Origin of the sequence: Bacillus sp. BD59S, from assembly GCF_007363175.1 — a bacterium.
Lineage (GTDB): Bacteria > Bacillota > Bacilli > Bacillales > Bacillaceae_G > Bacillus_A > Bacillus_A pacificus.
In genome coordinates this window covers 4,437,661-4,461,690 of the sequence record NZ_CP034686.1, presented here as the reverse complement: position 1 = coordinate 4,461,690, position 24,030 = coordinate 4,437,661, and the positions used below count along the sequence as shown (strand labels likewise).

Here is a 24,030-nt window from a genome sequence, read left to right as displayed (position 1 = left end):
CAGGAATTTTTTTGGGGATAAAGAAGTACAAATATAAGGGGTGATAAAATGGAGTACGAATATGATGATAGCGTACATTTACATCTTGATTATTTCGGAACAGAATGTGATATGGAATCGATTGCTTATAAGCGGAAGAATGAAGACGTGTGGGATGTGTATTTTAATTTTGGAGCATATGGTCTTCAGAAAGATGGGATCGAGACGGGGAGATTTATGGACGAATACGCTGGCTATTACGTTTTTTCTGTACATGCTCGTGATCTTAGCTGGGAATTGGGAAGTGCCCAATTTGAAGAGTGGGTTTTGAAAAATCATATCGTAGAAAAATCGCTGCAAAAATAAGGAGGAATTTTGTGGTCGATTTTCTCATTTTCTTGTTTATTTTTGTAGTCGGATTTTTTATTATGCAAGTGCTCATTTACCGATTTGCAAAGAAAAACATCCAAAAATACACAAAAATAAAATGGCTTCATTTGTGGCTAGAGATGAATATGAAAAAAGGACCGAGATTAGATCTTTTTGATTTTGTAGTTATTGTACTCGTATGTATCGTATGGAAAATATGGCTGTTTCCTTTTATATAATACACATGCTAATGATTTTCTCTTTTATCCCGCTTTAATGGGCAGTAAGCCCCCCCACCTCAAAATGCAGCGAAAACAAAGAAGTTAGGTGGGGGATCAACTGCCCATAAAAGTCCGATTGGTTCAACTAATAATCAGTGGGGGATGAAGAAAACCCCCACTGATTAAAGTTTCACTTTATCCCACTTTAACGGGCAGCCCGCCCCCCACCTCAAAATGCAGCGAAAGCAAAGAAGTTAGGTGGGGGCGGGTTCTTTTCGTTATAGTAATAGTCGTAAAAAACTTGCAGTTATAAGTAAAATAGTGAGTAGTGTTGTGAAAGATATTTTGACAAATACAGAAACACATACATACGGAATTAAAGTGTGATTACAGAATGGACAAATTGGCTGTGTGCAAAGTGTGGGGTAATAAGAAAGAGGTCGTCCATTGTTGGACGACCTCTTTCTTATTATGCTTGGTTAGTGCGGAAGAATGGAAGCTTCTGCACAATGTGAATTAATCCGTATGCAAGAATTAAGCACATAAGGGGATTAATGAAAAATCCATAGCGATTAATTGCTAAGAATAAGTTTGAGAAGATAATGTAAATAATAGAACTTGCTACTAGCATCATAACGCGTTTATGTTTAAATGAATTTAGCATGAAGCAGAAGCTGCTCAAGAATGTACCGATAATAAACACTCTATGACATAGTTGCATAAAGTTGTGAATACGGTATTGATCTACAGCAGGAGCTGTTTTGAATAATTCAATTGTTTTACCGACAGTGAACCAAGAGAACCAATAAGTGAAGTCCGTCTTAAAGCCGTTCTTGATTAATTCTTTTGCGTATGCCCCTTTGTCATCTAAGCCTTTGGCTCTCATTTCGTTTACTATATTTTCATATCCAATTTTATTAAATGGATCAGCACCGGCAATTAGTGGATCAGCACCTTGGGTTGAGAATAAAATAAATTGGTTGAGTGCTAAATAGTTACGAACAACCCATGCACCAATAATAAAGAAAGGTCCGATAAACCATAACAATCCGATTCGAATGGAGTCTTTAAATCCATATGTAAATAACACAACAAGAACAGGAATGAGCATCATTGGAGCTGGATTTGGACGGAACATAAGTAAAATTGAAACGACAATTCCAAACCATATATGGAATTTCACTTTATTGTATTTCCATGCGAGAACAAATACATATACACATAACGCCAATAAGAATATGGATGGAACTTCTGTTAGCAATGTACGGAAGTATGTATAGTTACTTGGATAAATAGCATATAAAATACTTGCAACAATTCCATAAATGTTTTTTTCGAACAATTCTTTTCCTATTAAGAATACTAATAGCACTGTGCAAAGGTTCATGATCATGTTAATAACAGTTGCTACGTAATAGTAAGGAATTGATGTAATATCAGAAATAATCATAGCGCCAGCTAATAGTAATGGCTGACCTGGTGTAATATATGCATTTTTCCCTGGAACTTCACTAGGTTCTAAATACACATAACCAAATACACCATGTTTTAATAGTTGTTCAGCTGTTAACGAATAGTTAAAGGCATCATTTGCACCATATGTTACTTTGACTAACTCTCCATCTAATCCTGGCTGTTTTACTAAACAAAAAACGTGCAACAGGAAAGAAAGCGCCAAAATTGCATATACCGCTTTAGGCAAACTCTTAAACTTAGTAAGCAAAAATGAGCAACTCCTTTTTTATTAATTCTTTCGTATTTTCATGTGAAATCGTTAATAGTATTAAGGATTTCCAAAACATAGTTATTATATCATAAAGTGGAATGCTGAAATTAAGTTTTTCAAGAATGAGTAATTTGTATGCTACAATTTAACTGGTGATTAAGGGAATATTAAGACAATACATTTATGATAGAAGCAAGTATGCAGACGAAATATGTCATATATGTTATTTTAATAGAAATAGTTCTTTCGATGCGGGGGAAATTAAGACATAGAAACGAGGGAATGAATTGAAGTATGGTTCTACACTTTTTGATCTTCCAAAAAGAAATATATTAATTTCTAGTATTATAAGTAGTATGGTGACTTTATTAGTAATAACTATGCTGTTTATGATTTTAAAGGTTTTTAATTTAGACATAATGAAAGCTCATTTAAATCAAAATCTTGTTTTAATTGTTATGATGATTTTCATATGGGGCATAACATTTTATATTTCACATTTTAATAAAAAAGAGATGTCTATACTTAGGGCATCCCTACGAGTGCATTTTATATTATTTTTACTAGCTCATACAGTAGCGTTATTTTATATTGTCATGCAAGTTAATATGAGTTTCATAGAGGCAATGAATTGGATTTACTTTTATAACATGCAGTTTATATTAAGTTTTGTAGCAATTTATGCAATATACATTCTTGTTTATAATTTAATAGGCAAGGTTTTTCTAAGTATGATTTTAACGAGCTGTACGTTAGTCATTTTAGGCATTGTGAATTATTTAAAGCTTATTTTTAGAGGTGATCCGCTGTATCCTTCTGATTTCACACAAATTATGCATATGCAATCTGTTATACCGATGGTGATGGACTATTTTAGCTGGGGTTATATTTTTGTCATTATCTTAAGTATCGTGGCTTGTATTGTAGCAGGGATATATATGAGACGGTATATTCAAAATGTAAAGATTCATCTAGGAATAAGAGCCTTATTAGTAGTAGGATCTATTTTTGTTCTATATGCGTACGGTAATTTTGCGAACACATTTATGAATAAAGTATTTCAAAAATCAGGTGTAGATTTTGTTTTGTGGGATCAAAATGAGAACTATGCTTCAAATGGTTTTGTACTTGGGTTTATTAGCAATTTAGATACAACAGTTATGGAAAAACCAAAAAATTATTCTAAAGAAAATATGCTTCAAATAGCAAACGATATAAAACAACAATATAGTGGAAATATAGGGAATCAAAAGAAAAAAGAGAAACCGAATATTATTTTTGTAATGAGTGAATCGTTTTGGGATCCGACGAAAGTAACAAATCTTTCTTTTAGTGAAGATCCTGTACCAAATTTGCATCATTATATAGAAAATTTTCCTGGTGGACAAACTATTTCTCCTACATTTGGAGGTAATACGGCGAATGTCGAATTTGAAGCGTTAACGAGTTATTCAATGAGTTTGTTAAAGCCAGGTTCTATACCATATCAACAGGTCGTTATAAATAAAAAAGAAATTCCATCAATTCCTACGGCGTTGAAAAAAGAAGGTTATTACACAAGTGCAATTCATTCATTTGGTCGCTCATTTTTCAAACGCGATGACGTATACAGAGTGTTAGGGTTTGATAAGTTTAATGCAGAGGATACGATGGAAAATGTAGATATTGATGGAGATTATATTAGTGATTTAGCGATGAGTAAAGAGATAATTGCTGAGTTAGAGAAACAAAAACAACCTACATTTATTCATGCAGTTACGATGCAAAATCATTTTCCATTTACAGAGGGACGATTTGGTGAAAACCTAATAGAAATTAGCGGGCTAGAAAATGAAGAATCAAAGGGAGAATTAGAGACGTATGCAGAAGGGTTAAGACGTTCAGATGAGGCCCTTCAATATTTAATAGAACAACTAGATAATTTAGATAGACCTACATTATTAGTATTTTTTGGAGATCATCTTCCATCATTAGGAACAAATAAATCTTTTTATAAAGAAAATGGGTATATAACGAATGAAAAAACACCGAATGAACGTTTAGCGATGGCGCAAACGCCGCTATTAATGTACGCAAACTTTGATATGCCAAATGATAATTTAGGTGTAGTAAGTCCAATTTATTTTTCTAATCTTATTTTTGATTATGCAGGATTAAATAAATCCTTATTTTATCAATTTTTATCCGAATTTTACAAGGAAATACCGGTGCTTAGAGATGAATTAAAAGTTGATAAAAATGGAGAAGTAATCAATGATTTAACAAAGAAACAAAAAGAAATGTTAGAGCAATATAAAATGCTCCAATATGATTTACTCGTCGGAAATCAATATAGTAAAGATATCCTTTTTAAATAAAAGAAACAAAAAGAACTTGTATAAAGATACAAGTTCTTTTTTATAGTATTTAACGGGGTAACCAGACAAGCTGGGTTTAGGGAGTATTACTTGTACATTTAGTATAAATGAAAATGTAATCGTTGTATTAGTTGATTTGTGAGAAATGTGTGAATTTTAACGTTTTTGAAAACTACGTTCCTATCGATACGATTTGGCATAGGTTTTTATGAATGCAAAAACTTTATAAGTTCTTCGTTTAGTTCATCCGCTTGATCGATTGGGGAGCCGTGACCACTGTTGGTGAGAGGATGTAACTGAGAATTTTTAATCCGTTTTTGTGTAAGTTCAGCGCTTTTGTATGGGATAAGTTGATCGTGAATACCGTGGAATATTTTTGTTGGCACGTTAATTTTACTTAAATCTTTTGTTACATCTTCATTTGTAGCTGCTTGCAATATTTTGATGAGGGCATAGGAAGCAGACTGCATACCGAGATAAGAAAACCATTCTAACGTAGCAGATCCTAAGTTTCTATTAAAAAATGATAAAGATACATCATTTAAAAATTTAGGGAGATTGGCATACATTTGATTAATGAGAGTATCTGCTTGTTCTTTTGGGACACCATAGGGAGATTCTTGATTTTTAACGAAAGAGGGGGAAACGGCATCGACTAATACAAGTTTAGAAATACGCTGACCATTATAGCGAGACATGTACCGAATAGAAAGGGCACCGCCTACTGAGAAACCGACTAATGTAGCATTTTCGACTTGAAGTGCTTCTAAAACGATGGCGATATCGTCTGCTAAACGATCGTATGTGTAACCAGTCCATGGTTTATCAGACTGCCCATTTCCGCGTATATCTATAGCGATGCAGCGGAAACCGTGCTGTGGTAACACGTTGAGCTGATATTGGTACATTTGATGATTTAAAGGCCAACCATGGACGAAGAACACAGTTTTGCTACCAGGACTGGGATTAACATCTTGCACAAAAATATGCACATCTTTCTCGACGGTAACAAACATGAATGAGCCTCCTATTCATACGCCAGGAGCGTAGGATTTCGTTCTATTAAGACACCAAGCTTTCCTTCATTTTTTACCATTTATATAAAATCTCTCCCACATAATATACGTATTGTTGTTTATAATTTTTATGATTACATATCGTCTGAAAATATCAAAATGTTGGGATGATTTTCCTCAAATGTTCGATTTATCTTTGTTTGTATAAGAAAATCATTTATTATAATAAATGGTATTCTTCGCGATATTATGTTGAAGGGGTGTTGAAGTGAAAGAAAGTTTTCTATCATATAAAGAAGAAGAAAGGAATGCCAAAATCTTTTTGTGGGTGCTATACGTCATTGTTGTTTCATATCAAATTCTCTATGCAATCGTATTAGAAGATAAATCACTAACGGACAAGGGACATAGCATACTATGGCAAATTATTTGCGGAACTGCAATACTCGGTGTGAATGTATATTTAATAAAAAAAGAGAAAGTGAATTTTGTTAAATATGCATGTGTATTTGCATACATAGGAATAGAAATTGCTAACATACTTTCGTATATGCTTTATAATAAGGCGGCATTTGATGGGGTAAATATAATAGAAATTATTTTCATCTTCTTTGTACCTATATTTTTAAATAAAAAATATTTTGTGTTTGTACTTTCGACTATTGTAGGGAAATATGTAATTTACTTATTTGTATTAAAGGAAGTAAAAGGATTTATGTACCTCATTATGTATACACTCATATTAATAGCGGCATACATCATTTTAAATCGATTTATACAATACCTTTCAGCGGTAAAGGAAAGTATTAAGATTGCTAGTGAATCACAAAAATTAGCAGTAATCGGAAAGATGGCAGCGACAGTGGGACATGAAATTAAAAATCCACTTGCTTCATTAAAAGGGTTTACGCAATTACAACGAGAGAAGCATGAAGAGGACCCTATTTATAAACAGATGATTTTTGAAATAGAAAATATGAATAATATGATAAGTGAATTGATGGAAGTTGCTACATGTAAACCCTCTATTTATAAAAAACATAATATAGGTGAAATTGCATTACAAGCAGTAGCAATTCTTCGAGAAAAAATGAATGAATCTAGTGTTCCGCTTATTTCTAATATCGAAGAAAAGATAATAGAAGTTGAATGTGATGAGCGGAAAATAAGAGGAGTCTTTCTATATGTCATAAAAAATGCTCTGGAGGCAATGGAGCAAGGTGGCACATTAGAGTTACGATTAGAAAATAAAGGACAAGATTATGTAATATTAAGTGTAATCGATAATGGTTACGGTATTAAGAAAGAAAATTTGGCTCGTGTTACAGAAGCTTTTTATACAACAAAACAAGATAAAATTGGTTTGGGACTTACGGTAGCAGATCGAATTGTCAACGAACACCTTGGTACGTTACATATTTCAAGTGAAAGAGATAAGGGAACGAGAATAGATATTATTCTTCCAAAAAAGTTTGGAAATAATGAAATACAAGTGGGAGAAAAGCTAGGGGTTACCATATGAATAAAGACGATATATTTAAAAATGAAGAAATGAAGGCGCTGAAAATATATTTAAGTTTATTTTTCATTATATTTTTTGTATACGATCTTGCCTACGAATTTATTGTACCTTTAATAGGAGGAGAGCAAGAAGGAGTAGGACAATTTGAAGATGGTTTAGGTTTATGGCTTTATTTTCTGATGGTGGTTCTATTTTGTACTGGAATATACTTTATGAAATGGAAAAATCCATTTGCAGTAAAGTATATTATTCTAATTGGATATAATCTATTAGATTTTATACATAATTTTATGATTTACTACGGTAGTGATACTGAGTTTGATGGTGGGAATATAGTAGAAGGATTTTTTATTTTATTTGCCCCACTCTTTGTGAATAAAAGATATTTTTGGTTAGTTCCGAGCATACTTGTTGGAAAATATGCTCTTATAGGAATCATTATTCATTCATCAATCGTTTTAATTCCGATGGCATTATATAGCGTATTTACTATCATATGTTGGATTATGTTTTTAAGGTTCCAATCTTACGTTCGTACGCTTGAGATGATGAATAAAGAAATACAACAAACAGAAAAGCTAGCAACTGTTGGGAAAATGGCTACAGTTATTGGTTACAAAATTAAAAGACCTTTAGCCAATTTAGATAAATTTGTGAATAAGCAAGCGATTAAATATCCAGAGGATAAAATATATAGTGATATTATGAAACAAGAAGTAGAACGAATTCATACAATCGCTACAGAACTTAGTGGATTTGAGAAATCTAAATCAATAGAATCAGAAGTTCATAATATAGAAGAAATTATCGCTTATGTTATTCGAGTTATGGGGAAGCCTGCTTTAAATCAAGGTGTGCACATACAAGGTATTTATAGTAAAGACATACCATCGATTACATGCGATGAAAAACGATTAAAACAAGTATTTTTTAATTTAATTAAAAATGCGATTGAAGCAATGTCAGTTGGCGGAACGATTACGATTAAAGTGACTGTAGAAGATGCAATCATTGTTCAAGTTAAGGATGAAGGTTGCGGTATTCCAAAAGACAAAATTCCGAAGCTAAATGAAGCCTTTTACACAACGAAAGAAACGGGAACAGGTTTAGGCTTAGTAGTTACAGAAAAAATTATTAAAGATCACAACGGTAAAATGAGTTTTGAAAGTGAAGTTGGGGTTGGAACGACGGTGAAGGTTATGTTGCCGATACAATAAAAAATATTTTAAAAAGGGAAATTACTTACGTGAAAGTGATTTCCCTTTTTTGTGAATAGAGATTCGAAAGTGTTTGCATTATTAGTACAGTATATATAATATAAATTACAAAATATGGATATTCATAAAATGATAGTATATAATGAGCTTGTCTGTTATTTGTTTTAATTCATTTGTATTTCTATTTGTTGGCCTCAATTATTGGGGCCTTTTTTTGTTAAATAAATTACTTTTAAGAGAGAACTAAATATTAGTGATTAGAAAAACAGAATATACTGCACTTTCAGTAATGCCAGGATTAATATAAAGTGATATCGCATCCCCTCTCGAAACTGGGTTTCCTGTTGTAGTACTAGTCCAAGTTACAGTAGCGGGACCTACCGCTGGGGTAGGATTATACACTTGAATTTGTCCAGAGCCAGTATCCGTAGGCTTAATCGAAAATGTTATAGTTCCTGTAATTTTGTCAGTAGTAGTGAAGGTGATAGTAGATAGGATGTAACTAGAGGTAGGAGCAGTGAGGTTTGTAGGGATATTTCTGCAAATATCAATCGTATAAACAGCAGCAGGTAAGTTATTTACATTTATAGATGCAGCAAAGCCAACTATACTACCGTCTCCAGCAGTGACATATGGAATAACATTAGAGTCAATTCCTGGAGAACCCGCTATACGCTGAAACCCACCATTCTTTCCTTGGAACACAATACTTTTCGCTGATGCACTACCTGCAGTGCCAGTAGGCCCGGTACTGCCAGAAGGTCCAGTATTGCCAGTGGGTCCAGTGCTGCCAGTGGGTCCGGTGTTGCCAGTAAATCCAGTGTTTCCGGTAGGCCCAGTGTTTCCGGAAGGCCCAGTGTTTCCGGAAGGCCCAGTGTTTCCAGAAGGTCCGGCGTTTCCGGTAGGCCCAGTGTTTCCGGAAGGCCCAGTGTTTCCAGAAGGTCCGGCGTTTCCGGTAGGCCCAGTGATGCCGGTAGATCCAGTGTTTCCGGTAGGCCCAGTGCTGCCAGAAGGTCCAGTGTTCCCAGAAGGCCCAGTGTTTCCGGAAGGTCCGGTGTTTCCGGTAGATCCAGTATTTCCGGTAGGCCCAGTGATGCCGGTAGATCCAGTGATGCCGGTAGATCCAGTATTTCCGGTAGGCCCAGTGATGCCGGTAGATCCAGTGTTTCCGGTAGGCCCAGTGCTGCCAGAAGGTCCAGTGTTCCCAGAAGGTCCAGTGTTCCCAGAAGGTCCAGTGTTCCCAGAAGGTCCGGTGTTTCCGGTAGATCCAGTATTTCCGGTAGGCCCAGTGATGCCGGTAGATCCAGTGATGCCGGTAGATCCAGTATTTCCGGTAGGCCCAGTGATGCCGGTAGATCCAGTGTTTCCGGAGGCTAAATGCGGTAGTACTTTGTAAACCAGCTCCGGAAGGTCCAGTATTACCAGTAGGCCCAGTAGCCCCGGAAGGTCCAGTACTGCCAGTAGGCCCAGTAGCCCCGGAAGGTCCAGTACTGCCAGTAGGCCCAGTAGCCCCGGAAGGTCCAGTACTGCCAGTAGGCCCAGTAGCTCCGGAAGGCCCAGTACTGCCGGTAGCCCCAGAAGGTCCCGTGTTCCCGTTAGAACCACTATTGCGTCTACCATCGCAACTAAAACAATTACGTGGGTACATGTATGTTCTCCTTTCTATATTTTGAAAATCTAGTTTTTAAAATAGAACTACTATATGTATATTACGGATTCTATATTTTTGTGTGGTCGATTGTATTGTAAATCTAGATTCCAAAAATAGGATGATTGTGTATTGTATATCGAATTTTTTTCAATAAATACAGAATAATAAGTAGTTATAAAATATCCATTACTTATTTTGAAAACTCTATTTGTGTGGAAGATACAATGAAACATAAACCACATCCAGAGCCACTTGTGACATGCCTAAAAAGATTGAATATAGATGCACAAGAAGCGATATACATAGGTGACTCAGTATATGACTTACAATGCGCAAAACAAGCGGGAGCAAAGTTTGGTTTAGCACTGTGGGGAGCGAAGGCAAAGAAAGGATTCGAAGAGGCTGATTATATTTTTCAAACGCCTCATGAAATTTTAAGTTTAGTAAAAAGAGATAGCTAAATTAGCTATCTCTTTAAAAATTTATACCCACCATTTCTCTTGTGGAACCAAAGTAACATCCACATCAAAATTTTCTGTAAACCAATCATACATCACTGTCTCTTTCACTAAATATTCAGAGGCAGAGTGTGACACTCCGATGAGTGACATATTCGTTTCTTTTACGTAATCCATAATGAGTGAGTATTTATGCCTGCCGTAATCATTGTCGATATGGCAATGGATTTCTCCAGTAATATATGCTTCAGCGCCTTTTGCTTCTGCTTCTTTCATGAGAGATACGACATCTCCACATCCCGCGATAATTGCAATCTTTTTGAGGGAATCATGTTGGTTACCTTCGAAGTCTGTATAAGGAATATGGAAGATATTTTTTAGACGCTTTTGGAGTGCTTCTGTGGATGTTTCATCTATTTCACAAATAAGGCCAACTGGCTCTTGTTCTGGACCTTCATATGCAAAACCTTCAACTACATGAGCATGTAAGGACTTTGCAATTGAAATGCTCGTTCCATGCGTTTGATGAACATCCATTGGTCCGTGACATGTATATATAGAAAGTTGTTTTTCTTTTATCGCTTGTAAATATTTTTCAGGTATTGGAATAAAGCCACGCCCTGATTTTCCAAGCGGATCACCGCATTCCATTACAAGTGGGTGGTGCATAAAAAGTAAATCACCAGATGTAGATTGTGAAATGAATGTTTCAAGAACGTCATCTGTAGGAAAAACAGCTAAAAATACTTTATTTACATTTTCGGCTCCTCGTATCATAAGACCGTTAAATAGCTCTACAAAATTGGTTTCGAAAAATTGTTGCCACGGAAATTGGATAGGATCATATACAGCTGGGATAAATCGGCTAAAGGCACTATCTTTTCCATATTTTTCGATTTGGAATAAATGATTGAGTGATTGTTCTATGTCTTTTAAAGCTCGCATGTTGTATTATCCTCCTTGAACTGGTTCTTGTTCTATTAGTTGTTTTTCATAGCAAAATAGGAAGCGGATAGGAAACAAATAAAGCCTAGAATCCAACCAATAGAAGGAGAATAGGGAAGTATATGTTGTAATACCATTCCGCTAGAAATAAAAAAGCTACCGAGTAGACCTAAAAAGATGGGGTATCGTAGTAATTTGAGCATGAGTAATACAACCTCCTTTATCACATACATTGTATATTAGTCTTAATTTTCTGTATATATTTTTCAAGAAAAATAGTGGTACAATATATGAAGGATACGAGAAGAGAGGATGAAGATTAACGTATGTACGTTACTGTAACAGAAGCAGCATATAAAAAGATTATGGATACGATTCCAAATGAAGCGAAATATATAAAGTTATTTTACGATAATGAAGGTTGCGGTTGTGTAATGAGCGGAATTATCGATTTAGTAGCTGTAGCAGAAAAAGATGAGCGCGATGTGGATATCGAATCCAGCACAATGAACTTTATCGCTGATCGTACAAAACTTGTATTTATGGACGACAAGTTAACAGTTGATTGGCATGAAGGTGGAGGAACTTTTCAGCTGAAGAGTCCGAGCCAATTTTATAATCCAAACATGAAGTTACACGTTCCAGTGTAGTAAAGAAAGGTGGTTCCAAAATGTATTTTGGAACCACCTTTTCTATTGTATAAGTCGCTATATTTAAAAAATCGTTGATATAATTCGAGTTGCGCTGATATATTCGAAAAATCACCGATATAATTTCATGTACCAAAACGTTGCATATAATACAAAGATTTTTTCACATAATGAAATGTACATGTGATTGAATTTTCTGTATAATCGTATTTGCGGAGGGGATACGCATGAGAAGATGGGGAATTGAATTATTAATTTTAGCAGTCGTTATTATTTGGGGGATTAATTTTACGATTGCGAAATATGGACTTTTAGAATTTACAGCAATTGAGTTTACTGCACTTCGGATGATATCGGCGGCACCGCTTATGTTACTCCTTACATTTTTTATTGAAAAGTCGGTTTATATGGAGCGAAAGGATATACCTAGATTAATCATCGTTAGCGTTGTAGGTATTATACTGTATCAAACATTATTTATGGAAACTGTCAAATATACATCCGCTACAAATGCCTCTTTACTCATTTCTATTTCACCTATTTTTACAACGTTATTTGCGATTTTCTTGAAACAAGAAAAATTTTCTTCTCGAAAGTTAATCGGTTCTATGATTGCTTTTGGTGGGGCAGCATTAGTTTTAGTAGCAGGGCATTCACTTGCTAGTTCTTTTTATGGAAATGGGATTGGACTCATTACATCAATATGCTGGGGGCTTTATCCTGTTTTAGCTGGTCCATTAATTCAAAAATATTCAGCACTACGTGTTACCGCATGGTCAGCATTAGTTGGTGCGATTCCGCTCTTATTGTTAAGTGGACCACACGTATTTATAATGCCATTTCACATTACACACGGAATGACACTATTCGCTTTACTATATTCTATTTTCTTTGTAACAGTGTTTGGTTTAGTAATGTGGTATGTTGGAGTTCAAAAAATTGGGGCGTCACATACGATGGTATATATGTATATAACGCCGCTTGTAGCTGTTTTATTTGCAGCTGTATGGGCAAATGAATATGTATCATTTCAACAAATAATTGGTGGAATTATTATTTTCTTCGGTTTATGGTTTGTGAAATCGGAGAAAGTAAAAGTGCATTCTACTGCGGGGGAACCTATATCAAAATAGGAAAACAGATCACCTATGATCTGCTTTCCTATTTTTTTATTTTTGGTAAGAAGATGAGAAATAAGATAGCAGTAATAAGTGGAATTAAGTTTAAAAATGGAATACGGAAGAGTGTAATAAGAATAATACCTGGGAGAAGAACACCGAGGACAGCGTAAAAAATGCTATGATTTTTCGTGTACCAATACAATGAAAGTCCAATAAGTGCAGGGATAATAAGGTGGATGAGAGCCATTAAAAAATAAATCATTAGACGCCCCCTTTATTTGTGTACTTATTACATCATATCCGTATGTTCATAGATTGATATCATTTTTTTCATAAATGGACGAAAAAAGTTTGAAAAACCGTCACAAAATATGAGAATATGATGTTTGAAATCTTGTATAATATTATTTTCTAAAAACATTTAAACAACATAAACATACTGTTTATGTTGTTTTTAATTTGAGTGAAATGAATTTAAGGAATATGCATTTAAAAGAAATTTTTTGTTGGATAAATAAGAACGAATGAAGAGAGGTACAGCATGATTAGTATGTCATTAAGGTCATTTAAAATTCAATCGTATTATATACTAGGTATTTTGTTAATAGGATGGATGCTAACACCTTTTTCAGCACATTTTTTAGGCGCTGGAATTGGGCTTATTGTAAGTATGTATTGCGTTTGGCTTTTAGGGAGAAGAATTGAGAAGCTTGGAGATAGTATTGTAAAGAAAACGAAAGCACCGACGCTCGGTATGTTTAATCGTTTTGCCGCTGCTATTTTAGGTGCTATTATTATGTACGAAATTGAGCACCACATGGTTATGTGGGCATTTGCAGTAGGGATTATGGGTGGTTATTTCTTAATCGTTGTGAATTTAGGATACTATAGTATGAAAGATGAGAAAGAATTAACGAAGAGATAAAAAGATAAAAAGCCTCTTTTTAGATGGAATAGAGGATCCAGCGGGGGATAGAAGCGGTTAGGGACTGTTTTAGCCCCACGCGGAGTAAAACCAGAAGGATGTAGCGAGTAGGGATATAATTTATATGTTAGAAGCCGTGATTTGTCTGTGTGGAAATGAGGTTATTCTGGGATAGGGGATTCTGCGAGGGGGAGTACAACAGGAAGTGAAACTTTGAATAAAATGTAGGTATCTGCTTCCAATAAGTTAACATGAAATCAAGTATGAGTATGACTTTTAGGTTCTTTAAAAAAGTTGGATATAATACAAAAAACTATTCCGATAATTAGAATAATATATTTTATCGTTTCACTTGTATGCTCAAATAAATGAACGTTAAGCATTACAAGTCCCCAAAACATTTGGATCGCTCCATAACTGAATAAAATTTTTCCTGTACGAGAAAAGTTTTTCATAGGTTTCACCCCTTCCTATATATGTAAATTGTATCATAGAAAACTAAAAGTAAATAACTATAAAGAGAAAATTCTGTAAATTAACGAACTAAGTCACAGATGAGAGATTAACGTTTCACTTTATATAAGATAAAGAAAGAAGCTTACGCAAAAACGTAAGCTTCTTTTTTATGTAAGTGTGTGTAACCGTTAAGCCGCATTGGGTTTTGTCGGTGAGTACGCGAAACTTTACGGTTACACGACACTTATTCATATGAGTAAAGGGTGATTCCAACAGAAAGTTTGCACTTAAGCGATTGGGCCGCCTAAGTTAATAATGTCTTCAGATACGCTGTCGAACTTTTTGAAGTTAGCTTTGAATTCATTTGCAAGTTCGATTGCTTTTGCTTTGTAAGCAGCTTTATCAGCCCAAGTTTGTTCAGGCATTAACACTTCGTCAGGTACACCTGGTACGTGAAGTGGAACTTCAAGACCGAAGATGTCATGTTTAGCTGTTTCAGTTTTCGCAAGTTCACCGCTTAATGCCGATTGAATCATTGCGCGAGTGTAACCTAAGTTCATACGTTTACCAACGCCGTATTCGCCACCAGTCCAGCCAGTGTTTACTAAGAATACTTTCGCATCGTGTTTCTCGATCTTTTCACCAAGCATTTCAGCATAGCGAGATGCATCAAGTGGTAAGAATGGTGAACCGAAGCAAGTTGAGAATGTTGCTTGCGGAGATGTAACGCCGCGCTCTGTTCCTGCTAGTTTACTAGTATAACCACTTAAGAAATGGTACATAGCTTGTTCTTTTGATAACTTACTGATTGGAGGCAATACGCCTGATGCATCAGCAGTTAAGAAGATGATTGTATTTGGGTGTCCTGCAACACTTGGCAGTACGATATTGTCGATCGCATGCATAGGGTATGCAGCACGAGTATTTTCTGTTAAAGTAGTATCGTTATAGTCTGCGATACGCGTTTGGTCATTAATGATAACGTTTTCTAAAACAGATCCAAATGTGATTGCATCGAAAATTTGTGGTTCTTTCTCGTGAGAAAGGTTTACACATTTTGCGTAGCAACCGCCTTCAATATTGAATACACCGTTATCAGACCAACCGTGCTCATCATCACCGATTAATTTACGGTTTGGATCAGCAGATAATGTTGTTTTACCTGTTCCAGATAAACCGAAGAATAGTGCTACGTCGCCTTCTTCACCTACGTTTGCAGAGCAATGCATAGAAAGGATATCTTGTTCAGGTAATAAGAAGTTCATAATAGAGAAGATTGATTTTTTCATTTCTCCAGCGTATTCTGTACCACCAATTAGTACGATACGTTTTTCGAATGAAACCATAATGAATGCTTCAGAGTTTGTACCGTCAACAGCTGGATCAGCTTTGAAATTCGGTGCAGAAACAATTGTAAACTCTGATTCATGAGTTGTTAATTCTTCTTCAGTTGGACGAATGAATAATTGATGTACAAATAAATTGTGCCATGCATATTCATTAATAACTTGAATTGGTAGGCGGTAATTGCGGTCAGCGCCTGCAAATCCTTTGAAGACGAATAACTCTTCTTTCTCTTTTAAGTATTCTAAAACTTTCGTATATAATTTATTAAAATGTTCTTCAGAAATCGGTTGGTTCACTGCTCCCCAAGCAATTTTGTCAGCAACCGATGCTTCTTTCACAATAAATTTATCTTTAGGAGAACGTCCTGTATATTTTCCAGTTGAAGCAGAAACGGCACCAGTCGAAGTTAATTTCCCTTCATTTCGCATTAATACTTTTTCCACTAATTGCGGAACACTTAGTTGAATCTGTGCATTGCTTCCGTTCAATAATTCGTGTAAACCAATTTGGACATTCACAGTACTCATATTTATATACCATCCTTTTCATTTAATGAAATATTTCTCGTAATCCCCAACAAGAGTATAACACAATTATATAAATAATGTATACTATTTATTTCTTTTTGTTTGTGTGAATGAATTATTTCCTTATTAATATTTCATTTCAGGCGCACTGAGAAAAACTTTCAGGAAAATGTGAATATTAATTGACAAATGAATATCATTTCTTTAGTATAGGTTGGGACGGATACTCTCTTATCCCGAGCTGGCGGAGGGACAGGCCCGATGAAGCCCAGCAACCTCACTTGTATTGGTAAACACAAGTGAATAGGTGCTAAAACCTGTGCGAGGCTACAGGTCTCGAACGATAAGAGCGAAGGGCAAAAAGCAGTATGCAAGTAGCAAATTAAACCTTTCCTCTCTATTATGTAGGAAAGGTTTTTCTGTATGCTTGTGTGGGAGAATAAATGTATGTCGCAATCTGTGGCAAATTAAGGATGAGTTCCGTACAATATATACAATTACTGTAGGGAGGTTTACCACATGACAAAAAAACGTCATCTGTTCACATCTGAGTCTGTAACTGAAGGACATCCAGATAAGATTTGTGACCAAATTTCTGATTCAATTTTAGATGCGATCTTATCAAAAGACGCAAATGCACGTGTAGCTTGTGAAACAACTGTAACAACTGGTTTAGTATTGGTAGCGGGGGAAATTACGACTTCTACTTACGTAGATATTCCAAAAATCGTTCGTGAAACAATTCAAGGCATTGGTTACACACGCGCAAAATACGGATTCGATGCAGAAACTTGTGCAGTTTTAACATCTATCGATGAGCAATCTGCTGACATCGCTATGGGTGTTGACCAAGCGCTAGAAGCACGCGAAGGTCAAATGACTGACGCTGAGATTGAGGCAATTGGTGCAGGAGACCAAGGTTTAATGTTTGGTTTCGCATGTAATGAAACACAAGAGTTAATGCCACTTCCAATCTCGCTTGCTCACAAATTAGCTCGCCGTTTAACTGAAGTACGTAAAGATGATACATTATCATACCTACGTCCGGATGGAAAAACGCAAGTTACAGTTGAGTATGATGAAAATGGTAAACCGGTACGTGTTGATACTATCGTAATTTCTACACAACATCACCCAGATGTTACATGGGAAGAAATCGATCGCGACTTAAAAGAGCACGTAATTAAAGCTGTAGTACCAGCAGAATTAATGGATGGAGAAACAAAATTCTTCATTAACCCAACTGGCCGCTTCGTAATTGGTGGACCACAAGGTGATGCTGGTTTAACAGGACGTAAAATCATCGTTGATACTTACGGTGGATACGCTCGCCACGGTGGCGGTGCATTCTCTGGTAAAGATGCAACAAAAGTTGACCGTTCTGCAGCATATGCAGCTCGTTATGTTGCGAAAAACATCGTAGCAGCTGGTCTTGCTGAAAAAGCAGAAGTACAACTTGCATACGCAATCGGTGTAGCACAACCAGTATCAATTTCAGTTGATACATTCGGCACTGGTAAAGTATCTGAAGACGTACTAGTAGAACTAGTTCGTAACAACTTCGATCTTCGCCCAGCTGGTATTATTAAAATGCTAGACTTACGTCGCCCAATTTACAAACAAACAGCAGCTTACGGTCACTTCGGACGTACTGATGTAGATCTATCATGGGAACGTACAGACAAAGCTGCAGCTTTAAAAGAGCAAGCTGGTCTATAATATATGAAAAAAAGCTTTGCGCGGTGAGCGCAAAGCTTTTTTTATTTATAATTACGTTGGAATAAAGCGAAGAGTTCAATGTCATGCCAAGTGCCGTTGCGGAATATAGCTTCTTTACAAGTTCCTTCATGTTGAAAACCGAGTGATTTATATAATTTAATTGCTCTATCGTTAAAAGAAAATACTCGTAAAGAAAGGCGATGTAAATTTAATTCTAAAAATGCATAATTCAATAATAAGGTGAAAGCTTCCTTCCCATAACCTTGCCCCCAGTAATCCTTTTTACCAATATCAATAATGCATTCAGCGTTTCGATTATACGAATCAATATGAATTAAAGACGTAATACCAATTGGAAGGTTCGTAGCTTTTTCTTCAATGATATAGCTCTTAGAGTTTGGAGAATGAATAAATTGCTGGCAAAGTTTTTCTGTATCTTGTAAGGAATATTTATCAAGGTTAAGTGTAGTTGAACTCATAACGTCTATATCATTATGCCATTTATAATACGTTAGAATATCATCTTCGGAAAACTTTCGTAACTGGATACGGTTTGATTCAAACAATATAAGCCCACCTTTTGTATTTACTAGTTTTTGTTCATTATTTCAATACACGAGCTACAATAAATGTGTCCTTCTAGTTCAATATACTTTCTTATATTAGTCATACCACTTGACGGAAATGGCATATGAATCCACGCTTTTTCATACGTTTGTATTTCTTTCCCGCATGATTTACAAAGGATTGGTTTCTTCTTGAACATATGTAATTACCCTTTCATTTGACGTGCTTTGCCTGCGCAAAAAGCACTGCTTAGTAAAAATAGTGTTGCGCATATAATACTTACTGATGTAGCGTATGGAATTGCGCCTTTTAGAGAAAAGCCAACAGTGATGGAAGCGACGAATAAGAGGATGAATGTTGTTGTTAATTTTTTGTATAGTTCCATAATATGTAGACCTCCGATTTATTTGGTAGTGCAATTTTAAAAACTGAATTTTAATCTGTAGAAAATACCAAAAAGTTAAAGGTTAGCTAACGATGTGAAGTCTAGGGGGATAAGAAAGGATGTTTTCATTTTCCTTTTTGTGGGTTAGTATACTTATATTGTATCATGGCCCGTTGTTGGCTTCATACATAATTGTGTAAAGATATGTATGATAAAATGAAGAAAAGTCTTTAAGAAAGGAAAGATGAAAAAATGAGCGTAACCGAACATAAAAAACAAGCGCCAAAAGAAGTACGTTGTAAGATCGTGACGATTTCCGATACACGTACAGAAGAGACAGATAAGAGCGGACAACTATTACATGCATTGCTAAAAGAAGCAGGACATAAAGTGACTTCTTATGAAATTGTAAAAGATGATAAAGAAAGTATTCAGCAGGCAGTATTAGCTGGTTATCATAGGGAAGATGTAGACGTTGTATTAACAAATGGCGGAACTGGTATTACGAAACGCGATGTGACGATTGAAGCAGTATCAGCGTTATTACATAAAGAAATTGTTGGATTTGGTGAGTTGTTCCGCATGATTAGTTATTTAGAAGATATCGGAAGCAGCGCAATGTTAAGCAGAGCGATTGGTGGCACAATTGGGCGCAAAGTAGTTTTCTCGATGCCAGGATCGAGCGGAGCGGTTCACCTTGCGATGAATAAATTAATTTTACCAGAACTAGGTCATATTACATTTGAGTTGCATCGCCAATGAGTAAGTGGGCTGGAATTGTATTAGCGGGTGGTATGTCGAGTAGATTCGGTGAGCCGAAAGCATTAGCAAGCTGGCAAGGGAGTACTTTTATTGAGCATATTTTGAAAGTGATGACAAGTGCGCTCCAAGAAGTTGTAGTCATTAGTCATTCTCATATAAAAGAGAGAGTAGAGAAATTCGTACAAGTGCCTGTTATCGAAGATATTCCGCATTATAAAGGGGACGGGCCACTTGCTGGAATTGTATCAGGAATGGAATATATAGAAGCAGATTGGTACGCTATTATGCCATGCGATGCGCCAAATGTTTCGCAAGAATGGTTTACCATTTTGCTAGAGCAAACGAGCAATGAATACGATGCGGTTGTACCTATTATTAATGGAAGGAAACAACCGTTACTTGCAGCGTATCATAACCGCGTGAAAGAAAAGATTTATGCTTTGCTTCAGAAAGAAAAAAGAAGTATGGGCCAGCTTTTATCACAATGTAATGTGAAATATATTGCTGGTGAAGATGTACAAGCGAATGCGGATTGGTTTATAAATGTGAATACGAAAGAAGAATATGTGCAGGCTCAAAAAGACCTTTCAAATGAATGAAAGGTTTTTTGGTATACAGAAATTGGGGAACAATTACTGTATAAAGGTATGTGAGTAAGTTGATTTTAAGGGGAATTTCTTAAAATCACTATACAGTTAAAATAATGTATAACCATATATTGATTTTTATGGGTTTTTATTACAAGTCTATTTAGTTATGTTTATTTTTGTTATAATGAATATAGGGATAAAAGGATATTTAACCTTGTGTATTATTAAATTAAGTTAATTTTGCAAATATGTAAAAAACCCCCTTCTTTTTGAAGGGAGTTTTTTTATTTAAGCAAGCAACTCTGATTCGTTATGCTGAAGGACTTCTTCATATTGGTTAAGCAAGCCACGAAAGATCTCATCCCAGCTCTTTGATTTCGCATAAGATGAAGCTGCTATTCCCATCTGCTCCAGTTTTTCTTCATTTTGTAATAAAGAATAAATGGATGATAGAAATGCGTCCTCATTTTTGGGCGGACAAAGAACTCCCGTTTTTCCATCTGTAATAATATTTTTAACCCCGCCACTATTTGCACCGATGACAGGTGTACCGCATGCAAGCGATTCAAGTACAACATTTCCGAATGTTTCAGTAGCTGATGGAAATACCATCAAGTTAGAACAAGCATATGCTTCAGCTAAATCTACGCCTTGTAAATAGCCAGTAAACGTGACATTTGTTTGCGGAACAGTTTCACGCAAATTTGTTGCTAGAGGACCGTCTCCTGCTATAAGCCAATGAATATCGTTTCGAGTATGCGTTGATTTAACGATAAGATTTTGCAACGTATCAATATCTTTTTCAGGAGCAATCCGTCCAACATAGGAAAGGACATACTTCGCTGTAATATTATATTTTTTTCGGAATAGGTCTGTATTGTAAGATGGATGAAAGAGTGTGCAATCTACACCACGTCCCCATATAGAGAGAGCTTGAAAGCCTTTATGTTTTAATTGATGTAATGTTTCAGGGGAGGGAACGAAATTTTTTTGCATATGACTATGAAACCATTTTAAATAGTTCCAAAGCATATTGGAGAGAAATTCAATTTTGTAATAGCGTAAATAAGCATCGAAATCAGTATGATAAGAACCGACAACTGGGATGTTTAACTTTTTTGCGTAATACAGTCCACAAAGTCCCATGTTGAAAGGTGTGGCAATGTGAATCATGTCAGGTTTAAAGGCAAGAAGTTCTCGTTTAATGCGCGGAGTAGGAAAAGAAAAACGACATTCTGGATATAATATTGTTAACGGGATACTTCTCATCTTATTCACATTCGCTACGAAATTATCTTCAGCTGTATGCTGAGGAGCGAAAACAGAATAGGCGATTTTTTCTCTCTGAAAATATCGTGTTAACCGCGCTAACGTTTTCGCAACCCCGTTCACTTGTGGCGTAAAAGTATCGGTAAAAATGGCGACTCTCATCATATCACTCCTTTATGTGAAAAGTGGGATGAATTGATAAAAAGAGATGATGCCAGAGCAAGTGCCGAGGCACATACCGACGAATACATCAGACGGATAGTGAAGCCCTAAATAAATGCGCGAAATACCAACGCATAATGCTAACGGTAATAGAAAGACAAGTAAGCTTGGATTATAGCAAATAAATGGAATAAAGACAGAGAAAACGGCTGTTGTGTGACCAGACGGGAAAGAGTGGTCTTGTAATGGATGGACTGGATATTTTGCATCCTGAATTGTTAAATAAGGACGTTTTCGCGGATACCATCTTTTTAATATTTGCACAGGAATATGGCTAATTGCTAACGAAATAGCAGTTGCAATTGCAACTTGGTGCAAAGTTCCATCTGCGAAAATTAAAAAGAATAGTGTGAGTGCGATGGAGAAAGTCGCGCCGCCGATATGAGTAATATTGCTGAAAAAGACATTTAACGTTTTTTGATCAAAGTATTGGTTAATTCCTTTGAAAATGTAACATTCTATTTTATACAGTCCACTGACCTTCATGAAAATTCTCCTCCCTCGTTTACATATATATGGAGATATTAGCTTTTATTTTAATAAGATTTTGTTGAGGGAGTAATAATGTTTTGTAAAGAAAAAGTTAGATTTTATATAAAAAAAGCTGCCAGTGTTATGGCAGCGGTAAAATTATTTTTGTAGTGATTTATAATATTGACCTTTTTCAACATATTGCGTGCGAATTCGCTCCATGTCTTTACGGTCTTCCTCTGTTAATTCACGAACGACTTTCGCTGGACGACCGAAAGCTAACGTGTTTGGCGGGATTTTCTTTCCTTGTGAAACGAGGCTTCCAGCACCGATAAAGGCTCCTTCGCCAATTTCAGCGCCATCTAATATAATAGATCCCATTCCAATTAAAGCATCTTTTTTAATATGACAGCTATGTAAAATAACTTGATGCCCAACTGTAACGTCATCTTCTAAAATAAGAGGATACTGTGGACTTTGATGAAGTGTACATTGATCTTGTACATTTACCCGGTCTCCGATGATTGTTGGTGAAACATCGCCGCGTATAACTGTATTAAACCAAATACTTGATTCCTCGCCAACGGAAACATCACCTGTAATGGTAACGTAGTCAGCGATAAAAGCACTACTCGCAATTTTCGGATTTTTTTCTTTATAAGGATATATCATGTAAAGCCTTCCTTTCCTAGAGACTAGTTTCAGTGTATCAAATTATGAAAAAGAGTGAAATGGAGGAGGTTCGTATGTGGAATTACGAAGCGGAGGAAGCAAAGGCTGTAATCGTTATTGTGCACGGAGCGATGGAATATCACGGACGTTATGAAGCCGTGGCGGAAATGTGGAATTATAACGGCTACCACGTCGTGATGGGAGACCTTCCGTCACATGGAACGACTTCAAGAAATAGAGGACATATTGATTCATTTGATGAATACATAGAGGAAGTTAAATTATGGGTGAAAGAGGCAAGAAAGTATAGGTTGCCTATCTTTTTATTTGGTCATAGTATGGGTGGTCTTATCGTCATTCGTATGATGCAAGAAACGAAGAGAGAAGATGTAGATGGCATTATTTTAAGTTCGCCATGTTTAGGCGTATTAGCTGAACCTTCTGCACCGCTGCAAGCTGCCTCAAAAATATTAAATATTATCGCACCAAAATTGCAATTCGCAACGAATCTTACAGTGGAAATGTCAACTCGTAATCATGAAGTGAGAGATGCAATGGAGAATGATTCATTGTTCTTGCGCAAAGTATCAGTACGTTGGTATAGTGAATTGATTAAGTCTATTGAAATTGCCCATAAGAAAATAGATGATTTTCCAGATGTTCCGCTCTTGCTAATGCAAGCATGTGAGGATAAACTTGTAGATAAAATACGTGTCCGTACTTGGTTTGATAATGTTAAAATAAGTGATAAGGCTTTTAAAGAATGGCCGAATTGTTATCATGAGTTATTAAATGAGTATGAGCGTGATGAAATTTTGAATTATATTCAGTCATTTACTGAAATACGCATCAATAACATAATAGAAACAAATAAGTAAATTATTTG

Annotated in this window: 25 protein-coding genes, 2 pseudogenes and 1 riboswitch; of the genes and pseudogenes, 14 read left to right on the top strand and 13 right to left on the bottom strand. The window is 35.8% G+C overall.

Annotated features, from left to right (window positions below; translation table 11 throughout):
• Nucleotides 1-48 precede the first annotated feature (48 nt).
• The 3 genes and pseudogenes from EKQ63_RS25455 to EKQ63_RS30405 all read left to right on the top strand — a co-directional run.
• Nucleotides 49-345 (top strand): DUF3986 family protein, encoded by a 297-nt coding sequence (locus tag EKQ63_RS25455; protein ID WP_087954008.1) that lies wholly within the window; start codon nt 49-51, stop codon nt 343-345.
• A gap of 11 nt (nt 346-356) precedes the next feature.
• Complete coding sequence (locus EKQ63_RS25450; protein ID WP_087954009.1) at nt 357-587, top strand: hypothetical protein; 231 nt, start codon at nt 357-359, stop codon at nt 585-587.
• A gap of 294 nt (nt 588-881) precedes the next feature.
• Nucleotides 882-956, top strand: a pseudogene (locus EKQ63_RS30405) (DUF2196 domain-containing protein); the annotation flags it as partial.
• A gap of 82 nt (nt 957-1,038) precedes the next feature.
• On the opposite strand, the gene EKQ63_RS25445 reads toward EKQ63_RS30405, so the two are convergent.
• A complete protein-coding gene (locus tag EKQ63_RS25445; RefSeq protein WP_000956217.1) occupies nt 1,039-2,292 on the bottom strand; it encodes a glycosyltransferase family 39 protein in 1,254 nt (417 codons plus the stop codon).
• 290 nt (nt 2,293-2,582) lie between these two features.
• Between EKQ63_RS25445 and EKQ63_RS25440 the strand changes: the two genes are divergently transcribed.
• Complete coding sequence (locus EKQ63_RS25440; protein ID WP_087954010.1) at nt 2,583-4,652, top strand: LTA synthase family protein; 2,070 nt, start codon at nt 2,583-2,585, stop codon at nt 4,650-4,652.
• A 206-nt stretch (nt 4,653-4,858) separates the two neighbouring features.
• Here EKQ63_RS25440 and EKQ63_RS25435 read toward each other — a convergent pair whose 3' ends face one another.
• Nucleotides 4,859-5,668: an alpha/beta fold hydrolase gene (locus EKQ63_RS25435; protein WP_143881614.1), complete on the bottom strand. Its 810-nt coding sequence runs from the start codon at nt 5,666-5,668 to the stop codon at nt 4,859-4,861.
• 268 nt (nt 5,669-5,936) lie between these two features.
• Here EKQ63_RS25435 and EKQ63_RS25430 point away from each other — a divergent pair, with 268 nt between their 5' ends.
• Nucleotides 5,937-7,190, top strand: coding sequence for an ATP-binding protein (locus EKQ63_RS25430; protein ID WP_143881613.1), 1,254 nt, complete (start codon nt 5,937-5,939; stop codon nt 7,188-7,190).
• Entirely contained in the window at nt 7,187-8,407 is a 1,221-nt protein-coding gene (locus EKQ63_RS25425) for an ATP-binding protein (RefSeq protein WP_143881612.1), read from the top strand. Before EKQ63_RS25430 ends, EKQ63_RS25425 begins: the two co-directional genes overlap by 4 nt.
• Nucleotides 8,408-8,650: 243 nt before the next feature.
• On the opposite strand, the gene EKQ63_RS25420 is transcribed toward EKQ63_RS25425, so the two are convergent.
• Nucleotides 8,651-9,556, bottom strand: coding sequence for a collagen-like domain-containing protein (locus EKQ63_RS25420; RefSeq protein ID WP_411469473.1), 906 nt, complete (start codon nt 9,554-9,556; stop codon nt 8,651-8,653).
• Nucleotides 9,557-10,246: 690 nt separating this feature from the next.
• On the opposite strand from EKQ63_RS25420, the pseudogene EKQ63_RS25410 reads away from it, so the two are divergent.
• Nucleotides 10,247-10,519 (top strand): annotated as a pseudogene (locus EKQ63_RS25410) (HAD family hydrolase); the annotation flags it as partial.
• Between the two features lie 21 nt (nt 10,520-10,540).
• Here the strand turns inward: EKQ63_RS25410 and EKQ63_RS25405 are convergent.
• Complete coding sequence (locus EKQ63_RS25405; RefSeq protein ID WP_087995832.1) at nt 10,541-11,461, bottom strand: Nif3-like dinuclear metal center hexameric protein; 921 nt, start codon at nt 11,459-11,461, stop codon at nt 10,541-10,543.
• A gap of 326 nt (nt 11,462-11,787) precedes the next feature.
• Between EKQ63_RS25405 and EKQ63_RS25400 the strand changes: the two genes are divergently transcribed.
• Together EKQ63_RS25400 and EKQ63_RS25395 are read left to right on the top strand one after the other, a co-directional pair.
• Entirely contained in the window at nt 11,788-12,111 is a 324-nt protein-coding gene (locus EKQ63_RS25400; RefSeq protein WP_143881611.1) for an iron-sulfur cluster biosynthesis family protein, read from the top strand.
• A gap of 227 nt (nt 12,112-12,338) precedes the next feature.
• Nucleotides 12,339-13,244: a DMT family transporter gene (locus EKQ63_RS25395; RefSeq protein ID WP_087954020.1), complete on the top strand. Its 906-nt coding sequence runs from the start codon at nt 12,339-12,341 to the stop codon at nt 13,242-13,244.
• Nucleotides 13,245-13,272: 28 nt separating this feature from the next.
• Here the strand turns inward: EKQ63_RS25395 and EKQ63_RS25390 are convergent, their stop codons facing one another.
• On the bottom strand, nt 13,273-13,494 hold the full coding sequence (locus EKQ63_RS25390) for a hypothetical protein (protein WP_000639042.1): 222 nt from the start codon (nt 13,492-13,494) through the stop codon (nt 13,273-13,275).
• A gap of 279 nt (nt 13,495-13,773) precedes the next feature.
• Here EKQ63_RS25390 and EKQ63_RS25385 point away from each other — a divergent pair, with 279 nt between their 5' ends.
• Nucleotides 13,774-14,157, top strand: coding sequence for an ATP synthase subunit I (locus EKQ63_RS25385; RefSeq protein WP_048551200.1), 384 nt, complete (start codon nt 13,774-13,776; stop codon nt 14,155-14,157).
• Between the two features lie 257 nt (nt 14,158-14,414).
• Here the strand turns inward: EKQ63_RS25385 and EKQ63_RS25380 are convergent, their stop codons facing one another.
• Together EKQ63_RS25380 and pckA are read right to left on the bottom strand one after the other, a co-directional pair.
• A complete protein-coding gene (locus EKQ63_RS25380) occupies nt 14,415-14,612 on the bottom strand; it encodes a hypothetical protein (protein WP_087954021.1) in 198 nt (65 codons plus the stop codon).
• Between the two features lie 288 nt (nt 14,613-14,900).
• Nucleotides 14,901-16,487, bottom strand: a complete 1,587-nt coding sequence (gene pckA, locus EKQ63_RS25375) for a phosphoenolpyruvate carboxykinase (ATP) (RefSeq protein WP_000108805.1) — start codon at nt 16,485-16,487, stop codon at nt 14,901-14,903.
• A gap of 228 nt (nt 16,488-16,715) precedes the next feature.
• A riboswitch (SAM riboswitch) is annotated at nt 16,716-16,837 on the top strand.
• A gap of 169 nt (nt 16,838-17,006) precedes the next feature.
• Here pckA and metK point away from each other — a divergent pair.
• Nucleotides 17,007-18,206, top strand: coding sequence for a methionine adenosyltransferase (metK, locus tag EKQ63_RS25370; protein WP_000163123.1), 1,200 nt, complete (start codon nt 17,007-17,009; stop codon nt 18,204-18,206).
• 41 nt (nt 18,207-18,247) lie between these two features.
• On the opposite strand, the gene EKQ63_RS25365 is transcribed toward metK, so the two are convergent.
• The 3 genes from EKQ63_RS25365 to EKQ63_RS25360 are packed head-to-tail and all read right to left on the bottom strand — an operon-like array spanning nt 18,248 to nt 19,158.
• Complete coding sequence (locus tag EKQ63_RS25365) at nt 18,248-18,772, bottom strand: GNAT family N-acetyltransferase (RefSeq protein ID WP_087954022.1); 525 nt, start codon at nt 18,770-18,772, stop codon at nt 18,248-18,250.
• Nucleotides 18,773-18,795: 23 nt separating this feature from the next.
• Nucleotides 18,796-18,972 (bottom strand): hypothetical protein, encoded by a 177-nt coding sequence (locus EKQ63_RS30045; protein ID WP_087954023.1) that lies wholly within the window; start codon nt 18,970-18,972, stop codon nt 18,796-18,798.
• A gap of 6 nt (nt 18,973-18,978) precedes the next feature.
• The gene (locus EKQ63_RS25360) at nt 18,979-19,158 is read right to left on the bottom strand and encodes a hypothetical protein (protein ID WP_087954024.1); all 180 of its coding nucleotides are present in this window, start codon (nt 19,156-19,158) and stop codon (nt 18,979-18,981) included.
• A gap of 252 nt (nt 19,159-19,410) precedes the next feature.
• On the opposite strand from EKQ63_RS25360, the gene EKQ63_RS25355 reads away from it, so the two are divergent.
• Together EKQ63_RS25355 and EKQ63_RS25350 are read left to right on the top strand one after the other, a co-directional pair.
• A complete protein-coding gene (locus EKQ63_RS25355; protein WP_143881610.1) occupies nt 19,411-19,920 on the top strand; it encodes a MogA/MoaB family molybdenum cofactor biosynthesis protein in 510 nt (169 codons plus the stop codon).
• On the top strand, nt 19,917-20,519 hold the full coding sequence (locus EKQ63_RS25350) for a molybdenum cofactor guanylyltransferase (RefSeq protein ID WP_087995844.1): 603 nt from the start codon (nt 19,917-19,919) through the stop codon (nt 20,517-20,519). Before EKQ63_RS25355 ends, EKQ63_RS25350 begins: the two co-directional genes overlap by 4 nt.
• Before the next feature lie 279 nt (nt 20,520-20,798).
• Here the strand turns inward: EKQ63_RS25350 and EKQ63_RS25345 are convergent, their stop codons facing one another.
• The 3 genes from EKQ63_RS25345 to EKQ63_RS25335 form a co-directional block, all read right to left on the bottom strand.
• Nucleotides 20,799-21,941 carry a glycosyltransferase family 4 protein gene (locus EKQ63_RS25345; RefSeq protein ID WP_087954027.1) on the bottom strand — a complete coding sequence of 381 codons (1,143 nt, stop codon included), beginning with the start codon at nt 21,939-21,941 and terminating at the stop codon, nt 20,799-20,801.
• A 12-nt stretch (nt 21,942-21,953) separates the two neighbouring features.
• Nucleotides 21,954-22,487: a phosphatase PAP2 family protein gene (locus EKQ63_RS25340; protein WP_087995848.1), complete on the bottom strand. Its 534-nt coding sequence runs from the start codon at nt 22,485-22,487 to the stop codon at nt 21,954-21,956.
• 144 nt (nt 22,488-22,631) lie between these two features.
• A complete protein-coding gene (locus EKQ63_RS25335; RefSeq protein ID WP_000640209.1) occupies nt 22,632-23,144 on the bottom strand; it encodes a gamma carbonic anhydrase in 513 nt (170 codons plus the stop codon).
• A gap of 74 nt (nt 23,145-23,218) precedes the next feature.
• On the opposite strand from EKQ63_RS25335, the gene EKQ63_RS25330 reads away from it, so the two are divergent.
• On the top strand, nt 23,219-24,022 hold the full coding sequence (locus EKQ63_RS25330; protein WP_087954918.1) for an alpha/beta hydrolase: 804 nt from the start codon (nt 23,219-23,221) through the stop codon (nt 24,020-24,022).
• Nucleotides 24,023-24,030: the final 8 nt, after the last annotated feature.

Bases quoted from the DNA above. Each gene is read 5' to 3' on its own strand.
- EKQ63_RS25390 (WP_000639042.1), bottom strand. From the start codon at position 13,494: ATGATTTATTTTTTAATGGCTCTCATCCACCTTATTATCCCTGCACTT.
- EKQ63_RS25360 (WP_087954024.1), bottom strand. From the start codon at position 19,158: ATGGAACTATACAAAAAATTAACAACAACATTCATCCTCTTATTCGTC.
- EKQ63_RS25435 (WP_143881614.1), bottom strand. From the start codon at position 5,668: ATGTTTGTTACCGTCGAGAAAGATGTGCATATTTTTGTGCAAGATGTT.
- EKQ63_RS30045 (WP_087954023.1), bottom strand. From the start codon at position 18,972: ATGTTCAAGAAGAAACCAATCCTTTGTAAATCATGCGGGAAAGAAATA.
- EKQ63_RS25330 (WP_087954918.1), top strand. From the start codon at position 23,219: ATGTGGAATTACGAAGCGGAGGAAGCAAAGGCTGTAATCGTTATTGTG.
- EKQ63_RS25425 (WP_143881612.1), top strand. From the start codon at position 7,187: ATGAATAAAGACGATATATTTAAAAATGAAGAAATGAAGGCGCTGAAA.
- EKQ63_RS25350 (WP_087995844.1), top strand. From the start codon at position 19,917: ATGAGTAAGTGGGCTGGAATTGTATTAGCGGGTGGTATGTCGAGTAGA.
- EKQ63_RS25455 (WP_087954008.1), top strand. From the start codon at position 49: ATGGAGTACGAATATGATGATAGCGTACATTTACATCTTGATTATTTC.
- EKQ63_RS25405 (WP_087995832.1), bottom strand. From the start codon at position 11,461: ATGCGAGCTTTAAAAGACATAGAACAATCACTCAATCATTTATTCCAA.
- EKQ63_RS25355 (WP_143881610.1), top strand. From the start codon at position 19,411: ATGAGCGTAACCGAACATAAAAAACAAGCGCCAAAAGAAGTACGTTGT.
- EKQ63_RS25400 (WP_143881611.1), top strand. From the start codon at position 11,788: ATGTACGTTACTGTAACAGAAGCAGCATATAAAAAGATTATGGATACG.
- EKQ63_RS25335 (WP_000640209.1), bottom strand. From the start codon at position 23,144: ATGATATATCCTTATAAAGAAAAAAATCCGAAAATTGCGAGTAGTGCT.
- EKQ63_RS25340 (WP_087995848.1), bottom strand. From the start codon at position 22,487: ATGAAGGTCAGTGGACTGTATAAAATAGAATGTTACATTTTCAAAGGA.
- EKQ63_RS25380 (WP_087954021.1), bottom strand. From the start codon at position 14,612: ATGAAAAACTTTTCTCGTACAGGAAAAATTTTATTCAGTTATGGAGCG.
- pckA (WP_000108805.1), bottom strand. From the start codon at position 16,487: ATGAGTACTGTGAATGTCCAAATTGGTTTACACGAATTATTGAACGGA.
- metK (WP_000163123.1), top strand. From the start codon at position 17,007: ATGACAAAAAAACGTCATCTGTTCACATCTGAGTCTGTAACTGAAGGA.
- EKQ63_RS25345 (WP_087954027.1), bottom strand. From the start codon at position 21,941: ATGAGAGTCGCCATTTTTACCGATACTTTTACGCCACAAGTGAACGGG.
- EKQ63_RS25395 (WP_087954020.1), top strand. From the start codon at position 12,339: ATGAGAAGATGGGGAATTGAATTATTAATTTTAGCAGTCGTTATTATT.
- EKQ63_RS25385 (WP_048551200.1), top strand. From the start codon at position 13,774: ATGATTAGTATGTCATTAAGGTCATTTAAAATTCAATCGTATTATATA.